Raw genomic sequence first — 16,268 nt, forward strand, 5'->3', positions numbered from 1 at the left:
CGCCATGCAGGGCTATTACCTTCTAATAGGCCAGTTCGCATATTATATAATAATATTTTGTATGATGACCATTTAGTCTATTATCGCATTATCTCCAAACGGACAAGCAGCATGAGGCCTGGCATACGCTAAAATAAATGTAACTGTTCAGGTGTCTTTTTTAGTGGTTAATGATTTGTTTTTGTTGGTTTTATCTTTTGTTTGTCATGGTGTTGGAGAGGGACGTGCTTCTCGGGTTATGTCGGAATGATCCGGAGGCGGTCGTTAGGATTGCTGAGGGGCAGGATGCAAGGATTAGGGAGCTTGAGGCCCGGCTTTCGGAGTTGGAGGCCCGGCTGGGCATGAACAGTGGGAATAGTAATATGCCCCCGTCCATGGACGTGTTCGCCAAGCCGAGGAGCCTCCGGCCCAGGGGGGAGAGGCGTGTGGAGGGCCAAGTGGGCCATTCTGGCCATACCCTCTTGCAGGTTGATGATCCCGACGTGGTCATTATTCATACCGTTGATGTTTGCGATGGGCGCGGAGCGTCTTTGGTGAACGTGCCCGCCACGATCGAGCGGAGGCAGGTCTTTTGATATTCCGCCCCTGCAGTTTGTGGTCACGGAGTACCAGGCAGAGCGGAAGCAGTGCTCCTGCTGCCGCCACTTGTCTCGGGCCGGGTTCCCTCAAGGCGTGTCACATCCGGTGCAGTACGGCCTCCGCCTGGCATCGTTGGTCGTGTACCTCAGCACGTACCAGTTGGTCCCGTACGACCGGATTAGTGAGTTGTTCAATGACCTGTTCGATCGCCCCGTGGGTAAAGGGACGCTCGTGGGGATGGTGGAATCCTGCCACACGGGGCTTGAAGGCTTCGAAGGCGTGTTGAAAGGACTCTTGAAGGGCGTGGGGGTGCTTTACACGGACGAGACGGGGTTTCGGGTATGCGGCAAGAGGCAGTGGATCCACGTGCTATGCACCAGGTACCTCACCTGGTACGGACACCATAAGCATCGGGGTTCGGGGGCAACTATAGAGCAGGGGATACTGCCAGTGTTTAAAGGCGTCTTGGTCCATGATTTCTGGAAGCCCTACTTCAAGTACGGGTGCGGGCACGTCTTATGCAACGCCCACCTGCTTCGGGAACTCCGGGGAGTCTCGGAGGCCTTCGGCCAGGAATGGGGCTGGGGGATGAGCGGGTTATTGCATGAGGTAAAAGCTAGGGTGGACGCGGCCCGGGCCTCATCTCAACCGTTGGATGGTAAGGCCATCGCGGATTATGAGTCAAGGTACACGGAGCTTATCGGGTTGGGCTTATGGGAAAACACGGGGGAGCCCGAACGTGTGGGCAAACGGGGCCCCGGAACGCAGTCAAAACGAGAGTGTAAATTTTTTTGTTGAGACTTCCTTTTTTCTCTTTTATTACTTTTCTCTTTTATGCGAACCGTTCTATATACATGCTTCTACTCGGTCTTTGAAGTAGACCATGAGTTGATTCATGATCGTGCCCCATTCCCTGACGGCCATTTTCCATTTCTCCGACTCGTCCATAACAATCAGGTAGAGTATTTTAAAAAGGCTGTCGTCGGTGGGGAAACTAGATTTGTTCTTGGTGATCTTTCTTATCTTCCTGTTGAAACTCTCGATGGGATTCGTCGTGTAGATAAGCCTTCTTATCTCCGGAGGATACTTGTAGAATGTTGAGAGGCAAGGCCAGTTACTTCGCCAGCTCTTTATGGCGTACGCGTACTTAGCACCCCGTTTCTCCTCTAACCGGTCCAGGGCATCAAGGCCCGCCTCCTCGCTGGGCGCCGTGTAAATTTCCTTCATGTCCTTGCAGAACGGCCTTCTGTCCTTGTAATTCACGTACCTGGTGCTGTTACTTATCTGGTGGACGATGCACCGTTGTATTTCAGTCCTGGGGTACGCGGCATGTATGGCCTCCTCGAACCCATTGAGCCCATCAACGCTGGCGATCAAGATGTCCTTCACCCTATGGTTCCTGAGGTCGGTTAGTATGCTCATCCAGAACTTACTGCTCTCAGCCTACCCAATCCAAATGCCCAGGACCTCCTTACACCCCTCAACCGTGATGGCATACACCAGGTAAGCCGTCTTCTTGATCACGTGGCCGTCCTGCCTCACGTTGAACATCACCCCATCAAGGAAGATGAAAGGGTACAATGGTTGCAACGCGCGGCACTGCCACTCCCTGGCCAACGGTAGGATCTTGTCAGTAACCTTGCTAACCATCTCCGCCGACACTTCCACACCGTACACCCTCCTCATCTGCGCCTCGATGTCCCGGTTACCCAATCCACTGGCAAACAAAGAGACGATGGTATCCTCCAACTCACTACTGATCGAGCGCTCATACTTTTTAACGATTACAGGCTCGAACTCCCCTTTCGAATCCCTGGGAACCTCCAGATTTATCTCGCCAAACTGGCTCCTAACAGTCTTCGAAGAATGACCATTCCGAGAGTTATCCGAGACCTTGCTCTTCCAATCATACTTGGAATACCCCAATGTCTGGGTCCTCTCCTCTTCCAAGGCCTCCTGCAAAACCTCCTTTATCTCCCCGATAAAAGCCTTCTCAACATCCCCGCCACGCTTCAAATCATTATCCTTAAGCCAAGCCAGGCCCTGATCTGCTCCTTCGTAAACAACTTAGACATGCTAAACCTCCTTAACACACTATTAAGTAAAAGAAGTTTCAGCAAAATCCATTACACACCCGTCCAACGCTAAGAACCTCCTTGACCGCTGTAAAAAGTATCGGAATGAAATTTTAGCATTCATGCACGATCCAATGGTGCCATTCGAGAACAACCAGGCCGAACGGGACATCCGCATGGTAAAAGTCCAACAAAAGATTAGCGGCACGTTCAGAAGCGAAAAAGGAGCCAAATGGTTCTGCAGAATCAGGGCGTATATATCCACCCTAAAAAAGAACAAACAACCCATCCTAGCCTCTATCACCAACGCACTCCAAGGACACCCCTACATCCCACAAACCTCCCAATAAAACCAAAACCACAAGCTGAACAGTTACAAAAAAATTAGTTAATGCAGACAGGCTCGACAACAGAAATCAATATGGGCCGTCCCGATGGCGCGAGCCCCCCTTAGGGGCGCTTAGGTCTTTTCGCATTGACCTTTCTATGGCTTACTGCACGACCGCCCCTGCCTCCGAATACCCAAAGTGGCGTCGGGCTTTGCACGAGATATTAGATTCACACCAAAATCGTACCTCACCGGCGCTGCCACGCTCGGAGTGCTTGATTTTTCGCTCATGGCATAAAATAGGGTTTTTACAATACTCTACGTGGGTTCCGTGAGGAGGAACAACAATGGACATGAAAAAGCTAGCCATTTTCGTTCTTCTCGCATTAGCTGTACTGGTACTGGCTATCCCGGCGACCGCCTGGTGGGGCGGTCTCGGCTGGGGTGGCTGGGGTCTCGGCAGTCTCGGCTGGGGCGGTCTCGGCTGGGGCGGTCTCGGCTGGGGTGGCTGGGGCTGGCCCCTGTGGGGTGGCTGGGGCGGTCTCGGCTGCGGCACCTGCGGCTGGGGCGGCTGGTGGTAAGACCACTGCAAAGCCTCTCAACTGATCAGCTACGCGAGAACGACGATAAGAAGTTCAGTAGGCGTCCAGGACGCCTACGATTTTATTTTACCTGTCCCCTTACTAACCGGATGCCTACGAAACTTCTGTTCATTACAAAGCATATCTTTTTATACTATGGTCCCGCTTAATCATGTGCAGAACCAATCTGCATGAGTAATATCAATGAGAGACAGTGGATTTAGGGGTCGCCGGAACTTCGGAGGCCCAAGAGAAATGCACAAGGCAACTTGTTCTGATTGCGGTAAAGAATGCGAAGTACCCTTCCAGCCCACCGAGGGCCGCCCGGTATATTGCCAGGACTGCCTTCCCAAGCACAGGAAGCCCAGGTTCTAAGGTTTTTAACCAATCTTCAGTAACATCCTTAAGTTTAAAATAATACGAAGATCGCATCTTCGTATGAACTATTTATTTTGCGTTATTTTCCTATCGTTCATTCTTTATTCGTTTCTGTTTCTCCGCACATAAATCGTGTATGTGTTATATACCCGGTACTAAGAATTAAACGTGTATGCAGGACGTTAGCGCGGCGATACAGGGAGGGCACGACGGCATCGAGCTAATAGACGTAGTTTTTGTGTTCTCGAACGTGAAGCTCGTCCGGGAGCTTGTGCAGGACCACATCCGCCAGCTCGAGGAGCTGGGCGACGTCAGTAAAGGCCAGACCGAGGGGATGCGGGAGATGATCATAGCAAAGCAGAAATCGCTTTACTTAAGCCTCTCTGAAGTGGAGAGGCTTCTGGAGAACATCATCGACGCCAGCATCACGCCGCAGGCCCGTTCCGAGGGCATGCATAATATTCAGCTTAATTCCGAGCAGTCGAGGGCCATGGTCGGCGCCATCGTGTTCGCGATCAACCACATGTCGAAGTTCGTGCCGGGGTCGGGCATCGGCACAGGGCTTCCCGAGTCCATCTTTTGACCGAAACCGTTATTCTTTTTGCATTGTTATGCGTGTGCATGAGCGGATGCGTCCAGTGCGGCTTGTGCTGTAAGAAGTACGGTATGAGGCTCGAGGCCTCGGCGCTGGATATTGCCCGGTGGCGGCTCGACCGCAGGGACGATATTTTGGCTCACGTAGGCATCGACTTCGTCGACGGGGAAGTCTCGGGCGGGCGTCTCTGGGTGGATGAGGCCGGTAACCGTGTTAAGCAGTGCCCGTTCCTCGAATTGAGGGCCGATAACAAGTACTATTGCGGCATCCATGAGTCGAAGCCTGAGGTTTGTACCTGGCACTATTGTGAAAAATATTTTTAAGCTAGTAGTTCCATGTTTGTGGGTAATACTTTTACATGGTATGCTTTTTGTACAATAGTTCGGTCGGTATCTCGAACCTCTCCAAAGGAATTAAACCACAAATTTTCTTTTTAGATTTTACTCACAAAATCTCTAAGTCTCTAGCACACCGTCAACGCACGAACTCTCGAATACACAGGGCAGTGCTCGAACGGCACTAACGCGCTAACCCGAAAAGAAAGCTCGAAAACTCGAATGCACGTTCGAAACGCTAAAAGAGATAGCACTAACATTCTAAAGCCCGGCTAAAACGCCAACGACACCAATCTATTGCATATTAACTTAATGGGGAACGACCGGGTTTTTAGAGTGTTCGTGCTATCTCGTTTAGCGCTTCAAACGTGATTTAGAGACTTAGAGACTTCTTTTCGGGTTAGCGCGTTAGAGGCTTAGAGCACTGCCCAGAGTATTAGAGAGTTCGGGCATTGACGGTGTGCTAGAGCATTCGAGGCTTCGTGAGTAAAATCTAAAAGAAAAATTCGTGGCTTATTTCCTTTGGAGAGGTTCGAGATACCGACCGAACAAACCAGCGCCTGCAGGAAATACGGCATGAGCTCGGGTAATAAAAAAAATTTAAATCACTCTTTATACGGAACGAGCCTTCATCGCCTGCACGATATTCTTGATCCCTACAAGGTAGGCAGCACGATACATATCGACCTTATAGTCCTTCGAGGCATCATTTACACTACGGAACGCCTTTTTCATGACATCCTTAAGGTTCGCCGACACTTTGGCGCCGCTCCAGCCGTACCCCTCCCGGTCCTGGGCCCACTCGAAGTAGCTCACGACGACGCCACCACCGTTAGCCAGCACATCGGGTATCACGATGATATCACGGTCATGCAGTATCTCGCTCGCCCGCATGTCCACGGGGCCATTGGCAAGAGACAAAACCGACCGCGCATGGATCTTATCGGCGTTCGCAGCAGTGATGACACCCTCACGCGCCGCAGGCGCCAGCACATCCACGTCCATCTCCAGAAGCTCCTCGTTAGTGATGTCCCTGGCCTTATCAAAGCCCTTTACAGAGCCCGTCTCTTCCTTATGGTACATCAGCGCCGGTATGTTCAGGCCGCTCTCGTTATATACCCCGCCGGTGGAGTCGCTCACCGCTACCACCCTCCGGCCCTTCTCGTGCAGGATCTGGGCGATGCTCCCCCCTACGTTACCGAAGCCCTGGATGGCGAACGTGGAGCAGTCGCAGTTATGGATGCGCTTTACCTCCTCCATGACGAAGATCCCGCCCCAGGCGACCGCGGTGGTCCTGCCCTTGATGCCACCGAGCTCGACGGGCTTGCCGGTGATGATGTCAAGCTGGTGGTGGCCCACCATGCGCTCGTACTCGTCCAGCATCCAGCCGATAGCTTCGGGGGAGACGTTCATATCGGGCGCGGGGACGTCCAGCGTGGGGCCTATAACCGGGTAGATGGCCCGGATATATCCCCGGCATACGCGCTCCAGCTCTTTCTTAGACAGGGCCTTATGGTTGGCGATTATCCCGCCTTTTGAGCCGCCGTATGGCAGCCCCAGCAGGGCGCACTTGATGGACATGAGCATGGAGAGCGCAGTGACCTCCTCCTCGGTCACGCTGCAGCCGAGGCGTATGCCGCCCTTGTAGGGGCCGAGCGCGTCATTGTGCTGGGCCCTGAGGGCCGTGATCATCCTGATGCCACCATCATCCATATGGACGGGATAGTTCACGATGAGCTTGCGCCGCGGGTAGGAGAGTATGGTCCTGTATCTTTCCTCGATGCCCGCCAGCTCACAGGAGCTCCCGATGATGTCGAGCGTACTTTTATAAAAGTCCTCATCTTTCATGTGCTATGCCTTAGATATCAGGTACGAGCTATAAATATAAAAATAATCACATTTAAAGGGAAACATTTGTTATTTATCACGACAATAGTACCGTATGCACGTCAGGTACCTCCAGTGCGTCCGGTGCGGCCGCACGTACCCGAAAGGGGAGATACGCTACCGTTGCGACTGCGGGGACAGCATCGAGATCGTCTACGATTACGCTGAATTGATGGGCCACATTAGCTGGGCAGACCTGAGGAAGCGTACGTTCTGCCACTGGCGGTACCGGGAGTTCTATCCTGAGCTGAAGAAAAAGAACATCATCTCCATGGGCGAGGGCGGCACCGGCCTCGTGCGGTCGAGGAACGTCGTGAAAAAGGCCGGGTGCAGAGAGCTTCTTTTTAAGATGGAGAGCCTGAACCCGACGGGGTCATTCAAGGACCGGGGCTCGACGGTCGAGATATCCCAGGCGAAGGCGTATGGCGCCCCGGAGCTCGTGCTCGCGTCGACCGGGAACATGGGCGCCAGCGTGGCCGCCTATACCGCCCGTGGCGGCATCGGCTGTGGCATATACGTCCCGAAGAACACGCCCCGCATCAAGCTGCTCCAGATGGAGGCACACGGGGCCGCCATAAAAAGGGTAAATGGCGACTATACGGCCGCAATGGTGGAGGCCCGTCGGCAGTTCGATGAAAACCATGTGTATCTCGCCGGCGACTACCCGTACAGGAGCGAGGGCGAAAAATCCGTAAGCTTCGAGATCGCCGACGTGCTGGGCTCCGACTACGACTATATCGCCGTGCCCGTCGGCAACGGCACGCTCCTCCACGGCATGTGGAAGGGCCTGAAGGAATTGACGCTTCTGGGCTTGATCGACCGCCTGCCGAAGATCATCGGCGTGCAGGCCGAAGGGTGTAATACCGTGGCGAAGGCTTTCATGTGCAATACGGACCGTATAGAGCCCGTTCTGCCACATACGCTCATGGATGCCGTGGCCTGTGGAGACCCGCTGGACGGGAGCTGGGCGCTGCGTGCTTTAAAGGAGTCAAAGGGCATTGCCGTCACGTGCTCGGACAATGAGGCGAGCTGTGCCCGGAATATGCTGGCCCTTGAGGAGGGCATCTTTGCCGAGCTGTCCGGTGCTTTGAGCACTGCCGGATTGATCAAGGCCTACGAGCAGGGCCAGATAGAAAATGACGCGCGAGTCGTGTCCGTCATCACCGGCCATGGGCTGAAGGAGCCTGAGGCTTTTAAGTGCCGGGTCGACTAATAGTACTTCTCGATCCCGCCATACCCGATGAGCTTATTCTTCCGTGTCATGCGAATAAAATTGTCCAGCCTCTTCGTGAACTCTTCGGGGCGCTTCCGGGCCGAATCGATGTAGGCGATACGTATCCTCTTGTATGGGTCGGAAAATCCACGATAGTTCTTCCAGGCGGTCTCGTCCTTTTGTATCGCTTCAAGAATATCCTTCGGAAAAACATAGCCTTCGTTGATGACATCCATGACGGCCTCTTCTATCGTCGGATGTAGCAGCCCATGCCGGTACAGCCAGCGCAGTCTCTCCTTATTCGCCTGGGAGTAGCTGCTTTTAGGGTTTCTGGGCGTGAATCGCTGTGCCGCACGATGCGCATCGATCGAGCGGACCGTGCTGTCGATCCACCCAAAGCAGAGCGCCTCTTCGACCGCGTCGTTGTAGGCCAGGCGCGGCTCGCCGGAAGCTTTATCAGGGAAAATGAGCCAGACCTCTTTCTCTTTTTTAAAATTCTCCCTCAGCCACTGGCGCCATTCCTTCCTGTCCGCCAGGTACAGGAGCCTGCTATCCTCCGCACGCATAGCTCAGCCTGCCATAAAGACGTTCGGAAAAACAAAGACAGCAATGCTCAATGCCAGGACGAGTACGATAAGCGCTCCCAGCAGTAACGTACCATTAACATGCGGCTTCGTTTTAAGTGACAGCGGCTCGCCCAGCATATCGGGCCTGACCCTCTCCAGGTACGAAACGATATAGCCGGTCACGAACGCCTCGATGACCGCCACCAGCATGTTCACAGCCGCGATGATGACCAGGCTATTCAATAGATCTACAAAGCCTATCTCGATGCCCTGCACTCCGGAGATCAAGATGACCGACATCATGGTCAGGTTACCGATGAAGAGCCCCATGATGGTACTGATCCCGGCACGGGAGAACGCGTCCAGGTTCAGCCGGCCCAGCGTGCGGTAAACCGTGTATGTCACCAGCACTTCGGACATGTTCACGATACAGTTCGCCCCGACCAGGCCCCAGCCACCGTGGCCCACGGCAGCGCTGAAAATGTTCGCGATGAGCACGATGATGCCGCCCATGGCGGGGCCGGCAAGAATGCCGATGAGCGGAGTAAAGTTCAGGTGAAGGCCGCCAAAAAGGGGCAGCGGTATAGGGATCTCCACCTGGAAGATGGCGAAGGCCGCGGCCGTGCACAGGCTGGCCATGATGACCGTGCGGTTATCGATCTTCCGGACCTTACGGAGCCAGAGAAGGCACAGGCTGATCAATAATACTGCTGCGGCCCACCAGACGAGCACCCATACGATGCTGAAGGTGCCGTCCTCAAGGTGAATATGCGCCAATCCTTTGCCTCCTCAATATTTTGGGTACATGCCAAACATTATTTTATCATCATTGCCACTATGCTGGCCAGCTCCTCTTCCTTTACAGGCCTTCCGGCAGGCGTTATGCCCGCTTTCGCCATGATCGAGCGGTAAACGCCCACAATCCGGGGCTGCTTCAGGCCCGCCGACTCCAGCAGGCTGTCATTATAAAATATCTCTGCCGGGGTGCCTTCGGCAACAATGGAGCCGTCCCTGACTACGCAGACACGGTCGGCGACCATCGAGGCCAGGTCCAGGTCATGGGTGGCGATGACGACGCTGATGCCGTACCTGTCTTTCAGCTCCATGATGACCTTCGCGATGACGTCGGTATGCCTCGGATCCAGGTCGGACGTCGGCTCGTCCATAGCGATGAGCCGTGGCCTCATGGCCAGCACTCCGGCGATGCTTACGAGCCTCTTCTGGCCGCCCGAGAGGTACGACGGCATTTTATCTACAAGATGATCCGCCCCCAGCGCCTTCAGCGCCTCCATCGCGGCATTCCGGGCATCATCCGGGCTCATGCCCATGTTCAGGGGGCCGAACATGGCGTCATCTAAAACAGTCGGCGCGAAGATCTGGTCGTCCGACTGCTGGAAGACGACGCCTACCTCCCGCCAGACGCCCGAGCGGAGGTCGAGCTTCTTCCCGCCGATGGAAACGCTGCCGCTCGACGGCTGCAGGAGCCCGTTGAGATGCTCGATGAGCGTGGACTTCCCGGAGCCGTTGGGGCCGCAGAGCGCGACGATCTCCTTCTCCCGGACGCTGAAGCACATATTGTGGATGCCCACCGTGCCGTCCTGGTAGACGTGGCTCGCGCAGTCCACGTGGATAAGCTCGCCCGGGACGTGCCCGTGGCAGACGTGCTCGCTTTGCTGTATGACCTTCAATGACATGATATCAACTCGAACTATGTAACGAACAATAACAGGTAAGCGGCCAGCGCCGTAGACGCCAGCATGAATATGTATTCGGGTAAGCGGATGGCCGGCACCCGCGTAGAGGCCACGTACTTCCCGCTAAATCCTCTCGCCTCCATCGCCTTGCTGACGCGGTCCGCCCGGTCATAGGAGCGTATGAGCGTGAGGGCGAATATCTCGGCGAACATCCCGCTCTGCCTTATCGTGCTCTTGATGAGCCCTCCGCCCCTGGAGCGCAGCGCCTTCAGCATCGATTCGACCATCTTCAGCGTGATAAAAATAAAACGGTACGACATGAGGAAGATCTGGTCGATGGGATACGGGCAGGCCTTGAATATCATGGCCGAGAAGTGGGCGTACTTCGTGGTCATCAGGAATAATAGCGTGTAGGTGACCGAAATGAGCGCCTTCAGCAGGAGAACGGCGACGAGCTCCAGGCCCTCGTCGGTGAGCGTGAAGGACAGGCCCAAAATGCCTATGGTGAAAAGCGGCGTGCCCTCTGCCTCCCAGATCAGTAGCAGGACCAGCGATAGCACGAAGACGACGGGCAATAAATACCACTGGAAGAGCTTGTTCACGGGCAGGCCGGCGAGCCAGAAAGCGGCGAGGCAACATAAATACAATAAAGCCAGCAGCGGCAGGTTTTTGGAGATCGTGATGAACACGATGATGAGCAGCAGCATGAATGCCTTCGTCCAGGGGCTGACCCGGGAGAACAACGTCTGCCCCTTCTCGCCGTAATACGTGATGAGGTCGAGGTCCGGTATGTGAGGCGACAGCTCGCTCATGGTCTCGCCTCAATCCTCGGGACAGCAGCAGCACGTGTCGTGCTTGATGCGGCCGCAGACGCCGGCGCTCGGATGGCCAAGCGACGTGCATATCTTGTCAACGACGTCCTTCGAGACGTACCCTTCCAGCTTCGAGGCTTCGGCGCACGCCTCCTGGGCCGTCAGGCCGTAGTGGGACAGCATGAGCTCGATGATCCCGTGGCGTCTCATCAAGAATTCCGCGTACTCTTTTCCCTTTTTCGTAAGCCGGGCCCCTCGGTAGGGCACATACTCGATGAGCCCCGTCGAGGACATCCCGGCGACAGACTTCGACACGGTCGACGGGTCCAGCCCGAAGTGCTCCGAAATGTCCGTCGTATGCACTGTGCCGCCATGCTCCAGGATGAACTTGATATATTCGCATTTTTTGGGGCTGAGCTCCAGGCCGTCGATGTTCTTCACGGGTAACAATAGGCAGGCCGAAGATATAAAAGTTTGGGCTATACCCAAACATTCGATGACGTGATAGCTTATATATCAGATATGACATATCTTGAGCAATATGCCAAAAGCGGATATCCCCGAGAAGCTTCATAAAGAGGTCAAAAAATTCGCCATCGAGCACGACCTCTCCTTAAAGGACGCCTACGCCCGGCTCATCGAGTACGCGCTCGAGCAGAAGTACGATAAGGCCTCTTTGAAGAAAATATTAAAGGAGCAAGGGGCGAGCCAGGACGATATCATCGTCGGCTCGTAGATCTTTCCTCGTTTTTGTCCCTAAAGTCGATATAACTTTAATACGATGCGTTCCCATTTGAATTCTGGGGCTCAATATAAAACGCATTTTCTGGCCGGTGATCGCGGTCGCCGCTTGCCTTATGGCATTACCTGCGGGCCTGCCGGGCCTTGCTTTGCTGCTCTTCCTCCCCGGCTTCTCTTTATTAACGTTATTTAAAAAAGAGGCCACTCTGGTAGAGCTAATCTCTATCTCTCTCACGCTGTCCGTATTACTTTTCCCCATGGCGGTGCTTATCACTTCACCCCTTTCTACGAACTACGCCCCCGCCCTTCTGGGGCTGATGACCTCCGCCATCGCCCTGTGCCAGTGGGCCCGCGGGACGGGCTTTAAGGTCGGACCATCGAAAGCGATGCCGCTCCTGGTCGGGGCGGCCATCTTCGGCATCGTGCTCTTCGTATCGCTCAAGACGTTCAGGCTCACCGATGCGGGGATGGTCCACGGGTTTACCCACGGGATGGACCTGAACTTCCACCTGTCCATCGCCCGGCGCTTTACTGTAATGCCGCACGTCCCTCCTGAAGACCCTTACCTCCCCGGGCACTTCATCCCGTATAACTGGTTCATGCACGTGCTTTTCGGGGGCCTGTCCGTGGCAACAGGGGTGGAGATGCTGGCAGTCTTTAAGCTTCTCGTGCCCATCGCCTCGGCGTTGATCTTTTTGGACGCATACCTCCTGGCGAAGCTCGCCTTTAATGAGGCTGCGGCGTTGGCCGGCTCGCTGCTCTACGTCCTGGGCTCGGGGCTCTCCTGGCTCTTGGTCCTCTTCAGCTGGAATGGCGCCCGTCTCGACCTGTTCAAGTGTCTGGTCTATGAGCGCCCCGGCATCATGAACATGAAGTATGACGCTACTGCGCTGTATTTTTTCCTGCCCCAGACGCAGCTCTTCGGCCTGTTGTGCATGGTGTTCGGCCTGTACCTGTTCGCGCTTGCCGTGAAGGACCGCTCTATTATCGCGTCGGCCGTCTCCGGCCTCGTGCTGGCATCGCTCGTATTTTTTCACCTTATCAACGCTTTTCCCGTGTTCATAGCCCTGGGCCTCTTCTCCCTCTATTTCATTTTTAAAGAGCGAAAATTCAGGGCCGCCGTCCTCCTGTTCCTGCCCCTGCTCATGGGCGGTGTAGCCGTGCTCTACCAGTACACGCTATTCCCGGCCAACTCCGGCTCCCAGATCGCCATCGGCCAGCACAAGGACCTGCCCGTGACCGTGCTGCTGGCCCTGGGCCCGCTTCTTCCTTTCGGGGCGTACGGGCTCTATCGTTCTCTCACGAACGATACGGCGAAGCTGCTGGCGTCGTTCGCGCTGGTGAACGTCGTCAGCGTAACAGTGCTGATCATGGATCTGACCGGCAACACGTACCGGTTCCTGACCTACCTGTATCTGCCGTTATCCCTGTTTTCGGGCCTGGTCCTGTCTGGCTGGCTGGCCTCGCAGAAAGCCCATAAGATGGCAACGGCGCTGGCGGTAATCGCGCTCATGGTACCGTCGACGTTCCTGATCGCCGATTTTTATAACAACAATACGCCCGTTACCCTCGCCACGGCGCCCGAGGTGAAAGCCATCCGCTGGATCGAGCATGCTACGCCGCCGGACGCAGTGATATATGAAAAGCCGACCTACTTCGTGAAGTCTCCCGTTCTGGCGGGCAGGGACGTGGCCTACTCGGGCCAGGCGTACACGAAACAATACCACGGCGTCGTATACCAGGACCATATGGACCGCATCATGAACGCCACGCACCCGGAGTCCGTATGGAACGCAATGAGGGGCGATAGGGTGGATTACGTGTTCGTCGGGCGCCGGGAGGCCGACTTTCCGTTCGTTAAAGCGCTGGCGGACCCGGAGTTCTATGAAAAAGTGTACGACGAGGACGGCGTCAGGATATATAAAGTGATAAAAAAGTGCCCGATACAGGCTATCTCATGATATTCTGGCCCGCGGCCACTTCGCCCTTCACCAGCGCGCCGGGCCCTATCTGCGCCCCGGCGTAGATCACCGTGCCCACGTTGATGAGGCTGCCGATGCCCGTGTGCACGTCGTCGCCCATGATGACCCCGAGCTTCCGGCGCCCGCTGTCGACCCTTTCTCCCTTTACAATAACGGGTATGGTCTTCTCGTCCAGGCGCAGGTTCGCGATCTTCGTGCCGGCCCCGAAGTTGCACCGGCACCCGATGACGCTGTCTCCCACATAGCTCAGGTGGCCGATCTTCGTGCCATCCATAATAATGGAGTTCTTGACCTCGACGGCGTTGCCGATGTGGACGTTGTCGCCTATGCTGGTCGATGCACGGATAAAACAGTTCGGGCCAATATCGCAGTCCTCTCCGATGGTGACGGGCCCCACGATATATGCGCCGTTTCGGACAATCGTCCCTTTGCCGACGCTCACTTCGCCCTTGAGCGTGGCCAGCGGCTCTACCTCGCCCTCGATCTTGCTCTTCATGAGCTTCAGCGCCATCTCGTTCGCCGTCAGCAGGTCCCAGGGCTTCCCGATGTCGAGCCAGTCCTCCTTCATCAGCACGAAGCCCACCTGGCTGCCGTTATCGATCAAATACTGGATGGCGTCCGTGACCTCGATCTCGCCCCGGGGCGAAAGCCCCGTATTCTCGATGGCGTGGAAGATCGGGCGGCTGAACAGGTAAATGCCGGCGTTCGCCATGTCGGTAGGCGGGTTCTGGGACTTCTCCACGATGCGCTTCACCCGGCCTCCGTCCGCCTCGATGACCCCGTACGCCCTGGGGTCGGCTACCTTCTTCACGGCTATTACGGCCGCTTCCCGCCTCTTCATGAGCCTGCGGACCTGGGCCGCGCTCACGATGACATCCCCATTCAGCGCGATAAAGCGGACGTCCTTGATCGAGGAGGCCATGCCGAAGGCATGGCCGGTGCCCATCTGCTTTTCCTGGACAATATAGTCGATGCGGACGCCGAACTTCGAGCCGTCGCCGAAATATTCCATGACGGCCTCTTTTTTGTACCCCACGATGAGCGTGATATCGTGTATCCCTGCGGCGTGTACCTCGCCGATGATGTACTCGAGCATGGGCTTGTTCGCGATGGGCAGCATGACCTTGGGCCTGTTCTCTGTCAGGGGGCGCATCCTTGTGCCCTCTCCCGCGGCCAGTATTACGGCTCGCATGCCTTGACACACCTCTTGACGATGGACTCCGTCCGGTTAAATAATTCCGTGAGCGTATCGACGTCTTCCGCCTCGGCGGTGATCCGTATCTTGGGCTCGGTGCCCGACGGCCGGACCAGTATCCATCCGCTGCCGTATTCCACGCGCATGCCGTCCAGCGTGTTGACGTCCTTAGCGTCCTTTACGTCGATGGCTCCCTTGACGACCTCCATCAGTTTCGCCTTGTCCACGGAGTGGGAGAACTTGATGCCGCTCCTCTTGATCGGGTACCTGGGCAGAGCATCCACGGCGTCCGAGAGCCTGCCGTTCTTGCTCACGAGCTCCACGAGCTTTGCCGCCGCGTAGATGCCATCCGGGCAGTAGGACATCTTCGGGAATATCCAGGTGCCGCTGGTCTCTCCCCCGAAATCGGCGCCCACGCTCTTCGCCTCCTCCGAGACGAAGGCGTCGCCGATGCGGGTACGGTATATTTTAACGCCATTGACCGACTTGCCTACGACCATCGAAACGTCGACGGGGCAAACGAGCGAATACTTCACCTCGTACTGGCAAAAATAGGCCATCAGCTCATCGCCGCTGACGAAGCGGCCCTCGTCGTCCACGGCCATCATGCGGTCCGCGTCGCCGTCGTGGGCAATGCCAAGGTCGGCTCCGGTGGCGATGACCGTCTTCTTCAGCCCGTCCAGGTTCTCCTCCACGGGCTCCGGCTCACGGGCCGGGAAAAAGCCGTCGGGCTGGCCGTTCAGCGTGATGACGCTGCAGCCCATCTCTCTCAAAACGTAAGGCGTAATGGTCGTCGCCGCGCCGCAGCCGCAGTCCACGACCACCTTAAGAGGGTAATGCTCCACGTTTTTCAGGATAGCGTCCATGTGCTCCCGCACGGCATCCTGCCTGAAGCTCTCCGTGCCCATGCCCTGCCAGCTTGCGCCCTTGATGTCGCTGTTGATGGCCTTTTCCAGCTCGTCCTGCTGGTGAAGAGAAAAGGCCATGCCGTCCGGGTTCCAGAACTTAAGGCCGTTGTACTCGGGAGGGTTGTGGGAGGCGGTGATCATCACCCCGCAGTCATAGTTCCTGGCGGCGTACGCCAGCGTAGGCGTCGATACCAGCCCGACCCGGGTGACTCTCGCTCCCATGGCCAGCAGCCCGGAAACGAGGGCGTTCTCGATCATCGGGCCGGACGTGCGGGGGTCCCTGCCGACGACGACGTTCTTGTTCGCCAGGCCGACCGCCCTGCCTGCCTTAAGCGCGAGCTCGGGCGTGATCAGCTCGTTGACGATGCCCCTGATGCCTGAAGAGCCGAAAAGTGACAT

17 protein-coding genes and 2 pseudogenes are annotated in these 16,268 nt (G+C 56.0%); 10 read left to right on the forward strand and 9 right to left on the reverse strand.

The window, feature by feature from the left end; all coding sequences use genetic code 11:
- The first annotated feature begins 206 nt into the window (after positions 1–206).
- Both MCP_RS16010 and MCP_RS15620 read left to right on the forward strand, forming a co-directional pair.
- Complete coding sequence (locus MCP_RS16010; protein WP_012899537.1) at positions 207–575, forward strand: DUF6444 domain-containing protein; 369 nt, start codon at positions 207–209, stop codon at positions 573–575.
- 163 nt (positions 576–738) lie between these two features.
- On the forward strand, positions 739–1,377 hold the full coding sequence (locus MCP_RS15620; protein WP_231845197.1) for an IS66 family transposase: 639 nt from the start codon (positions 739–741) through the stop codon (positions 1,375–1,377).
- A 48-nt stretch (positions 1,378–1,425) separates the two neighbouring features.
- Here MCP_RS15620 and MCP_RS04045 read toward each other — a convergent pair.
- A pseudogene (locus MCP_RS04045) lies at positions 1,426–2,595 on the reverse strand (IS256 family transposase).
- Between the two features lie 112 nt (positions 2,596–2,707).
- On the opposite strand from MCP_RS04045, the pseudogene MCP_RS04050 reads away from it, so the two are divergent.
- From MCP_RS04050 to MCP_RS04070, 5 genes and pseudogenes are all read left to right on the forward strand, one after another.
- Positions 2,708–3,004 (forward strand): annotated as a pseudogene (locus MCP_RS04050) (transposase); the annotation flags it as partial.
- 325 nt (positions 3,005–3,329) lie between these two features.
- Entirely contained in the window at positions 3,330–3,563 is a 234-nt protein-coding gene (locus MCP_RS04055) for a hypothetical protein (RefSeq protein ID WP_012899510.1), read from the forward strand.
- A 204-nt stretch (positions 3,564–3,767) separates the two neighbouring features.
- Positions 3,768–3,938 (forward strand): CxxC-x17-CxxC domain-containing protein, encoded by a 171-nt coding sequence (locus MCP_RS04060; protein WP_128567022.1) that lies wholly within the window; start codon positions 3,768–3,770, stop codon positions 3,936–3,938.
- Positions 3,939–4,113: 175 nt separating this feature from the next.
- Entirely contained in the window at positions 4,114–4,524 is a 411-nt protein-coding gene (locus MCP_RS04065; RefSeq protein WP_012899542.1) for a hypothetical protein, read from the forward strand.
- A 38-nt stretch (positions 4,525–4,562) separates the two neighbouring features.
- Positions 4,563–4,859 (forward strand): YkgJ family cysteine cluster protein, encoded by a 297-nt coding sequence (locus MCP_RS04070; RefSeq protein WP_128859926.1) that lies wholly within the window; start codon positions 4,563–4,565, stop codon positions 4,857–4,859.
- A 624-nt stretch (positions 4,860–5,483) separates the two neighbouring features.
- Here the strand turns inward: MCP_RS04070 and MCP_RS04075 are convergent.
- On the reverse strand, positions 5,484–6,719 hold the full coding sequence (locus MCP_RS04075) for a Glu/Leu/Phe/Val family dehydrogenase (protein WP_012899544.1): 1,236 nt from the start codon (positions 6,717–6,719) through the stop codon (positions 5,484–5,486).
- A 94-nt stretch (positions 6,720–6,813) separates the two neighbouring features.
- On the opposite strand from MCP_RS04075, the gene thrC reads away from it, so the two are divergent.
- Positions 6,814–7,971 (forward strand): threonine synthase, encoded by a 1,158-nt coding sequence (gene thrC / locus MCP_RS04080; RefSeq protein WP_012899545.1) that lies wholly within the window; start codon positions 6,814–6,816, stop codon positions 7,969–7,971.
- Here the strand turns inward: thrC and MCP_RS04085 are convergent.
- The 5 genes from MCP_RS04085 to MCP_RS04105 are packed head-to-tail and all read right to left on the reverse strand — an operon-like array spanning position 7,968 to position 11,484.
- Positions 7,968–8,537: a YdeI/OmpD-associated family protein gene (locus tag MCP_RS04085; RefSeq protein ID WP_012899546.1), complete on the reverse strand. Its 570-nt coding sequence runs from the start codon at positions 8,535–8,537 to the stop codon at positions 7,968–7,970. The genes thrC and MCP_RS04085 overlap by 4 nt on opposite strands.
- Before the next feature lie 3 nt (positions 8,538–8,540).
- On the reverse strand, positions 8,541–9,314 hold the full coding sequence (locus MCP_RS04090) for an energy-coupling factor ABC transporter permease (RefSeq protein ID WP_012899547.1): 774 nt from the start codon (positions 9,312–9,314) through the stop codon (positions 8,541–8,543).
- Positions 9,315–9,352: 38 nt separating this feature from the next.
- Positions 9,353–10,231 (reverse strand): energy-coupling factor ABC transporter ATP-binding protein, encoded by an 879-nt coding sequence (locus MCP_RS04095; protein ID WP_012899548.1) that lies wholly within the window; start codon positions 10,229–10,231, stop codon positions 9,353–9,355.
- 14 nt (positions 10,232–10,245) lie between these two features.
- Positions 10,246–11,043 carry a cobalt ECF transporter T component CbiQ gene (gene cbiQ, locus MCP_RS04100; protein WP_012899549.1) on the reverse strand — a complete coding sequence of 266 codons (798 nt, stop codon included), beginning with the start codon at positions 11,041–11,043 and terminating at the stop codon, positions 10,246–10,248.
- A gap of 9 nt (positions 11,044–11,052) precedes the next feature.
- The gene (locus MCP_RS04105) at positions 11,053–11,484 is read right to left on the reverse strand and encodes a metal-dependent transcriptional regulator (protein WP_012899550.1); all 432 of its coding nucleotides are present in this window, start codon (positions 11,482–11,484) and stop codon (positions 11,053–11,055) included.
- A 100-nt stretch (positions 11,485–11,584) separates the two neighbouring features.
- Here MCP_RS04105 and MCP_RS04110 point away from each other — a divergent pair, with 100 nt between their 5' ends.
- Together MCP_RS04110 and MCP_RS04115 are read left to right on the forward strand one after the other, a co-directional pair.
- On the forward strand, positions 11,585–11,779 hold the full coding sequence (locus MCP_RS04110; protein ID WP_128567023.1) for a hypothetical protein: 195 nt from the start codon (positions 11,585–11,587) through the stop codon (positions 11,777–11,779).
- Between the two features lie 121 nt (positions 11,780–11,900).
- Positions 11,901–13,745 (forward strand): hypothetical protein, encoded by a 1,845-nt coding sequence (locus tag MCP_RS04115; RefSeq protein ID WP_128567024.1) that lies wholly within the window; start codon positions 11,901–11,903, stop codon positions 13,743–13,745.
- Here MCP_RS04115 and glmU read toward each other — a convergent pair.
- The gene (gene glmU, locus MCP_RS04120; protein WP_012899553.1) at positions 13,735–14,958 is read right to left on the reverse strand and encodes a bifunctional sugar-1-phosphate nucleotidylyltransferase/acetyltransferase; all 1,224 of its coding nucleotides are present in this window, start codon (positions 14,956–14,958) and stop codon (positions 13,735–13,737) included. The genes MCP_RS04115 and glmU overlap by 11 nt on opposite strands.
- Complete coding sequence (glmM, locus tag MCP_RS04125; RefSeq protein ID WP_012899554.1) at positions 14,946–16,268, reverse strand: phosphoglucosamine mutase; 1,323 nt, start codon at positions 16,266–16,268, stop codon at positions 14,946–14,948. Before glmM ends, glmU begins: the two co-directional genes overlap by 13 nt.

Source organism: Methanocella paludicola SANAE (assembly GCF_000011005.1).
Taxonomy (GTDB): Archaea; Halobacteriota; Methanocellia; order Methanocellales; family Methanocellaceae; genus Methanocella; species Methanocella paludicola.

What these genes read in the sequence shown, in the direction of transcription:
- MCP_RS16010 (WP_012899537.1), top strand. Translation starts at nt 207, where the DNA reads ATGGTGTTGGAGAGGGACGTGCTTCTCGGGTTATGTCGGAATGATCCG.
- MCP_RS04055 (WP_012899510.1), top strand. Translation starts at nt 3,330, where the DNA reads ATGGACATGAAAAAGCTAGCCATTTTCGTTCTTCTCGCATTAGCTGTA.
- MCP_RS04060 (WP_128567022.1), top strand. Translation starts at nt 3,768, where the DNA reads ATGAGAGACAGTGGATTTAGGGGTCGCCGGAACTTCGGAGGCCCAAGA.
- MCP_RS04065 (WP_012899542.1), top strand. Translation starts at nt 4,114, where the DNA reads ATGCAGGACGTTAGCGCGGCGATACAGGGAGGGCACGACGGCATCGAG.
- MCP_RS04070 (WP_128859926.1), top strand. Translation starts at nt 4,563, where the DNA reads ATGAGCGGATGCGTCCAGTGCGGCTTGTGCTGTAAGAAGTACGGTATG.
- MCP_RS04075 (WP_012899544.1), bottom strand. Translation starts at nt 6,719, where the DNA reads ATGAAAGATGAGGACTTTTATAAAAGTACGCTCGACATCATCGGGAGC.
- thrC (WP_012899545.1), top strand. Translation starts at nt 6,814, where the DNA reads ATGCACGTCAGGTACCTCCAGTGCGTCCGGTGCGGCCGCACGTACCCG.
- MCP_RS04085 (WP_012899546.1), bottom strand. Translation starts at nt 8,537, where the DNA reads ATGCGTGCGGAGGATAGCAGGCTCCTGTACCTGGCGGACAGGAAGGAA.
- MCP_RS04095 (WP_012899548.1), bottom strand. Translation starts at nt 10,231, where the DNA reads ATGTCATTGAAGGTCATACAGCAAAGCGAGCACGTCTGCCACGGGCAC.
- cbiQ (WP_012899549.1), bottom strand. Translation starts at nt 11,043, where the DNA reads ATGAGCGAGCTGTCGCCTCACATACCGGACCTCGACCTCATCACGTAT.
- MCP_RS04110 (WP_128567023.1), top strand. Translation starts at nt 11,585, where the DNA reads ATGCCAAAAGCGGATATCCCCGAGAAGCTTCATAAAGAGGTCAAAAAA.
- MCP_RS04115 (WP_128567024.1), top strand. Translation starts at nt 11,901, where the DNA reads ATGGCATTACCTGCGGGCCTGCCGGGCCTTGCTTTGCTGCTCTTCCTC.
- glmU (WP_012899553.1), bottom strand. Translation starts at nt 14,958, where the DNA reads ATGCGAGCCGTAATACTGGCCGCGGGAGAGGGCACAAGGATGCGCCCC.
- glmM (WP_012899554.1), bottom strand. Translation starts at nt 16,268, where the DNA reads ATGTCACTTTTCGGCTCTTCAGGCATCAGGGGCATCGTCAACGAGCTG.